The organism is Bradyrhizobium sp. 62 (assembly GCF_023073035.1).
GTDB lineage: Bacteria > Pseudomonadota > Alphaproteobacteria > Rhizobiales > Xanthobacteraceae > Bradyrhizobium.
Map to the genome: position 1 here is coordinate 772,524 of NZ_JADPIT010000015.1, position 5,921 is coordinate 778,444.

The window sequence follows — 5,921 nt, forward strand, 5'->3', positions numbered from 1 at the left end:
TTAACCCCCTGATGGTCGAAGCTTTTCGCGACCGTTCCGGGGCGGTCTAAGCGTAGTTTCGACCGTTCCATTGACGCTGCATTAAGGCGGCCGGACTAGATTGCGCGGCACCTGTCGCGTGATCAGAGTCTCTCGATGTCCCAGGCCGGCCCGATCCTGTTTGTGTCCAATGGCGAGCGGCCGGCCTTCATCGCGGCGCTGGACGAGGCGCGATTCTTCCCCGTGATCGACACCGCCTGGGCCGGCGCGGTGCGCGCGGTCGAAGAGGTACAGCCGGCCGTGGTTCTCGCCGCGATGGATGCCGGGCACGAGCCGCATCTGGCGCCGCTCGCCAGAAAGATCGCGGAGCAATCGCCCTACCTTCCCTTCGTGGCGCTGGATGCGGCAGGCGCACTCCCGCACAACGCCCTGCCCTTCTCTTCCTCGCGCGCCGGCCATTCCGAACGCCTGATCGCGCGGCTTCGCGCCGCACTACGGATTCGCACGCTCCATGCCACGGTGCTGCGCCGGCTGCCCGAGGTGAAAGTCGCGCTGCCGGAGGCTGATCCCGTTCGCGATGCCACGGTGCTTCTGATCGGTCGCGGCGCTGCTTACCCCGCGCTTTCCGTCGCGCTCGGCGAGCGCGTCGGCGTCATCGGGGCGCTGTCGATCGAGGCGGCGGCCAAGCATCTCAACACCCGCGACCTCGACGGCGTCGTGCTCGCCGAAGGTTTTACCCCCCGCGTGACCGATGCCTTCCTCACGGTGCTCGCCGAGGACACCCGCTTCCGCAGCCTGCCCGTGATCGTCACTGCGCATCAGCTCACGCAGACTTACGACCTGCCCAATCTCGAGCTGATCCCGGGCGAGCCGGCCAAGGTCGCCGCCAACGCGCTGCCCCTGATCCGCCAGCACGCGATGGAAGCCCAGCTGAGCCGCACCCTGCGCTCGATCGATGCCGGCGGCTGGCTCGACCCGCGCAGCGGCCTGCTCACGGTGGAAGCCTTTGCACGCGATTTTGCCAAGGCGGTCGAGCAGACACTGGCCCGCGGTGGCGGCCTCTCGGTCGCGCGTTTCGCTTTCGATCCCGGCAATTCCCGCGCCCAGCTCGATGCCGCGCGTATTCTCAGCCGCCTGATGCGGCAGATGGATTTCGGCGTGGCGCAAAAGGACGGGTCGGTCGTCGTCGTGTTCGCCGAGACCGACTTCCGCACCGCCCACATGATCGCCCGCCGCCTCTCCGCGGTGATGCGGCACACCTCGAACGGCAAGCACGAGATGCGCAGCGATCCCGTCGTCACGGTGGATTCGCTGTCGCCGTCGGATACGGCACGGTCGCTGCTCGGGCGGCTGTCGGCCGATGCGTCGCGGGCGGCGTCATAGTCATCTGCCAGCGATCGCTGCCGTCGGAGTTCGACTGCTCTTATGTGGAATTTTTACGCGAAACACCGTTCGCATTCTCATTCGCGACGGCCGGCAGCCGGCGCAAAAAACCCGCGGCCGATGAACGGTCGCGGGTCCAAAGATCCGAAGCTCTGCCAGTACATCCGTGGTCAAAGCAACGTCAATGAGATTGCGGCAGCCTATGCGGCGCGCAGATCTTCAGCAGCAGACTTGCCGGTCCGGCGATCTGCAACGATTTCAAAAGAAACCTTCTGCCCTTCGTTGAGGGTATTCATGCCGGCGCGTTCAACGGCGCTGATATGAACGAAGACATCCTGGCTGCCTTCGTCCGGCTGAATGAATCCGAAGCCCTTTTGGCTGTTAAACCACTTCACAGTTCCCGTCGTCATGGGGATCGTCCTTTAAGATAGATGCACGTTTAGCCGCGCTCAGATGCGCGGTGGGTGTCGTCGAGATCTGGAGGGAGGGTCGTCAGTCAGGCGCGCTTTTCAGCGGCGAGGCCAAGTCGTTCGGCCGAAACTCGATAGATTGAAGGTAGCAACTGTTCGATCATTCCGCAAGTGATCATATGTCGCTGTTCCGGGATCCGGGTGCGGCGCGTCGTTTCGCGCCGCGCCGCCTCCGGAAACTTCTACGCCGCCTTCTTGCTCTGCGCGAGCTGGGCCAGCTGGCGCATGATCTCGGTGGTGCCGGCCAGACGCTCCTCCGGCGTCTCCCAATCCTGCAGGAACACCACCTTCATGTCGGGCCGCACCTTCGCGGCCTGGCCATGACTGCGGATGAACGACACCAGGCGGTCGGGATGGGCGAATGAATTATCACGGAAGGCGATGACGGCGCCCTTCGGACCGGCATCGATCTTCCCGACATTGGCCTGACGGCAGAACGCCTTGATCGCGGCGACCTTGAACAAATAGCGCACCTCGTCCGGCAGGACACCGAAACGATCGCGCATCTCGGCGCCGAAGTTCTCGATCTCCTCCTCGCTGTCGAGGTCGGCGAGCCGTCGGTACAACGACAGCCGCACCGAGAGATCGCCGACATAGTCCTCCGGAATGAGCACGGGCATGCCGATGGTGATGGTCGGCGACCAGCGATCGGCGGCGGGCTCGGACACGCCGGCCTTGAGGTTGACGATCGCCTCCTCCAGCATCGACTGGTAGAGCTCGAAGCCGACCTCCTTGATGTGGCCGGACTGCTGCTCGCCCAGGATGTTGCCGGCGCCGCGGATATCGAGGTCGTGCGAGGCGAGCTGGAAGCCCGCGCCCAGCGTCTCCAGCGATTGCAGCACGGTGAGCCGGCGCTCGGCCTGCGCCGTGATCTTCTGCTGCGCCGGCAGCGTGAACAGCGCATAGGCCCGCAGCTTGGAACGGCCGACGCGGCCGCGGAGCTGATAGAGCTGGGCGAGGCCGAACATGTCGGCGCGATGCACGATCAGCGTGTTGGCGTTGGGAATGTCGAGGCCGGATTCCACGATCGTGGTCGACAGCAGAATGTCGAACTTGCCGTCGTAGAACGCGGTCATGATGTCCTCGATCACGGCGGGCGGCATCTGCCCGTGCGCGACCGCGACCTTCATCTCCGGAACGTTCTTGTCGAGGAAGTCCTTGACCTCGGCGAGGTCGTCGATGCGCGGCACCACGTAGAACGCCTGGCCGCCGCGATAGCGCTCGCGCAGCAGCGCCTCGCGGATCATCAGCGGATCGTGCGGGGCGACGAAGGTGCGGACCGCGAGACGGTCGACCGGCGGCGAGGCAATGATCGAGAGTTCGCGCACGCCGGTGAGCGCGAGTTGGAGCGTGCGCGGGATCGGCGTCGCCGACAGCGTCAGCACGTGCACCTCGGCGCGGAGCTGCTTCAGCCGCTCCTTGTGGGTGACGCCGAAGTGCTGCTCCTCGTCCACGATCAGCAGGCCGAGGTCGCGGAACTTGATCGACTTGCTGAGCAGCGCATGGGTGCCGACGACAATATCGATCGAGCCGTCGGTGAGGCCCTTCTTGACCAGATTGAGCTGCTTGGCCGGAACCAGGCGCGAGGCCTGCGCCACCTGGACCGGGAAACCCTTGAAACGGTCGGTGAACGTCTTGTGGTGCTGGCGGGCGAGCAGCGTGGTCGGCACCACGACCGCGACCTGCTTGCCTTCGAGCGCCACGGCGAAGGCAGCGCGCAGCGCCACCTCGGTCTTGCCGAAGCCCACGTCGCCGCAGATCAGCCGGTCCATTGGACGGCCGAGCTCGAGGTCCTTCAGCGTGGACTCGATCGCGCCAAGCTGATCCTCGGTCTCGTCATAGGGGAAGCGCGCGCAAAACTCGTCGTAGAGGCCCGGCTGCACCGGCAACTTCGGCGCTTCGTGCAGATGCCGCTCGGCGGCGATCTTGATCAGCTCGCCCGCGATCTCACGGATGCGGTTCTTGAGCTTGGCCTTGCGCGTCTGCCAGCCCGAACCGCCGAGACGATCGAGTTCGACCGAGGTCTGGTCGGAGCCGTAGCGCGACAGCAGCTCGATGTTCTCGACCGGCAGGAACAGTTTTGTCTCGGCGGCATAATGCAGCTCGAGGCAGTCATGCGGCGCACCGGCGACGTCCAGCGTCTGCAGGCCGATGAAGCGGCCGATGCCGTGATCGACGTGGACCACGATGTCGCCGGCGGCGAGGCTCGTCACCTCCGAGATGAAATTGTCGAGCTTGCGGCTCGCCTTGCGCGGCCGGACCAGCCGATCGCCAAGGATGTCCTGCTCGCTGATGAGCGCGATCTCGTCGGTCTCGAAACCGCTTTCGAGGCCGAGCACGGCGAGCATGGTCTCGTTGCGCGGGGTCGCTTGCACCGTGCGCCAGCTATTGACGCTGGTCACAGGCGTGAGCTTGTGATCGCGCAGCATCGAGGTCATGCGGTCGCGCGAGCCCTCCGTCCAGAGCGCGATGACCACCTTCTTGCGGCTTGTCAGTAGCCCATGCACATGTGCGACGACGGCTTCGAAGACATTGACATTGTTATCGTTGCGCTCCGGCGCGAAGTCGCGGCCTTTGCGTGCGCCGGCATCGACCACGCTGGTGCCATCGGCAGGCACCGAAAACTGCGTCAGCCGCACCAGCGGCATCCCGCTCTCGCGCTTGGCCCACTCCTCCTCGGTCAAATAGAGCCGGTCAGGCGGCAGCGGCTTGTAGATGGCGCCGCCGCCCGGATGCTCCATCGCGTCGCGGCGGGCCTGGTAATAATCGAGGATCTGCTTGAAGCGCTCGCGGATGGCATCCTCGGCCTGCGGCTCGATCGCGACGGCTGCTCCTTGCAGATAGTCGAACAGCGTGTCCATGCGGTCCTGGAACAGCGGCAGCCAATGCTCCATGCCGGGATGACGGCGACCCTCGCTGACGGCCTCGTAGAGCGCATCGTCGCGCTCGGGTGCGCCGAACTCGGCGACATAACCCATGCGAAAGCGGCGGATGGTGTCGGTGACGAGCTGGAATTCGGAGATCGGCACGAGATCGAGCGCGCGCATGTCGAGCAACGTGCGCTGGGTCTCGGCATCGAAGGTGCGGATCGACTCCAGGCTGTCGCCGAAGAAGTCGAAGCGGACGGGCTGGTCGAGGCCTGCCGGAAACAGGTCCAGAATGCCGCCGCGCACGGCATATTCGCCGGGCTCGCGCACGGTCGAGGAACGGTTGTAGCCGTTGTGCTCGAGCCAGGCGACGATGGTGTCCATCGGCACGACGTTGCCGGGCGCGACCGACAGCGCCTGCGCCGCAACGAGGTCGCGTGCCGGCACGCGCTGCACCGCGGCGTTCACCGTGGTCAGCACGATCAGGGGCTTGTCGCTGCCGGTCAAGGACGCCAGCCGGGCCAGCGTCGTCAGCCGCTGCGCGAGGACGCCGCCATGCGGCGAGACGCGGTCATAGGGTTGGCAATCCCAGGCCGGAAATGTCAGCACGGGCAAATCGGGCGCGAAGAATTGCAGCGCGCGTTCGAGCTGCTGCATCCGCGGGCCGTCGCGGCAGATCACCGCGAGGCTGACAGCCGGCTTCTTCGGCCGCGCCGCGATGGCGCGCGCGAGATCGGAAACGACGAGGCCCTCGGCACCCTCGGCGACATTGGCAAGCGTGAGCGCGCGGCCGGGCGTGAGCAGCTCGGCCGGCGATTTCATCCCCTGCTTCATACGTCGCGGTCCGCGATCGGAAACGCCTTGATGCGCGCAAACAGCGGGCCGACGACGTCGGCGGCAAGCACCTTGTCGCCGGTGATGGCGGCATAGAGGTCGGGATCGGCCTCTTCGAGCAAGGTCTCGAGCTGCGTCAGCTCGTCATCGGACAGGTTGCCGATCTCGGCATCCGCGAAGCGGCCGAGGATCAGGTCCATCTCGCGCGTGCCGCGGTGCCAGCAGCGGAACAGAAGCCGCTTGCGGCGGTCGTCCAGCCCGTTGCTCGATCGTGTCGTTCCCGTCATGTCTCAATTCCAGTCAAACGCCAAAAGCCCGGACGTGCCGGGCCGGGGTGATATAGCCACTCGGGCGGGCCCTGTCAGCCCTCGATTTGTCATGGCCCGCC

Annotated in this window: 4 protein-coding genes; 1 reads left to right on the forward strand and 3 read right to left on the reverse strand. The window is 65.8% G+C overall.

From position 1 onward, the window contains the following. The first annotated feature begins 135 nt into the window (after nt 1–135). A complete protein-coding gene (locus IVB47_RS14150) occupies nt 136–1,362 on the forward strand; it encodes a GGDEF domain-containing protein (protein WP_247462211.1) in 1,227 nt (408 codons plus the stop codon). Nucleotides 1,363–1,562: 200 nt separating this feature from the next. Here the strand turns inward: IVB47_RS14150 and IVB47_RS14155 are convergent, their stop codons facing one another. From IVB47_RS14155 to IVB47_RS14165, 3 genes are all read right to left on the reverse strand, one after another. Then, nucleotides 1,563–1,772: a cold-shock protein gene (locus IVB47_RS14155; protein WP_007610535.1), complete on the reverse strand. Its 210-nt coding sequence runs from the start codon at nt 1,770–1,772 to the stop codon at nt 1,563–1,565. Between the two features lie 242 nt (nt 1,773–2,014). Beyond that, entirely contained in the window at nt 2,015–5,533 is a 3,519-nt protein-coding gene (mfd, locus tag IVB47_RS14160; RefSeq protein WP_247462213.1) for a transcription-repair coupling factor, read from the reverse strand. Then, on the reverse strand, nt 5,530–5,820 hold the full coding sequence (locus IVB47_RS14165) for a succinate dehydrogenase assembly factor 2 (protein WP_247289919.1): 291 nt from the start codon (nt 5,818–5,820) through the stop codon (nt 5,530–5,532). The genes mfd and IVB47_RS14165 overlap by 4 nt, the downstream gene beginning before the upstream one ends. Between the last annotated feature and the right edge of the window lie 101 nt (nt 5,821–5,921).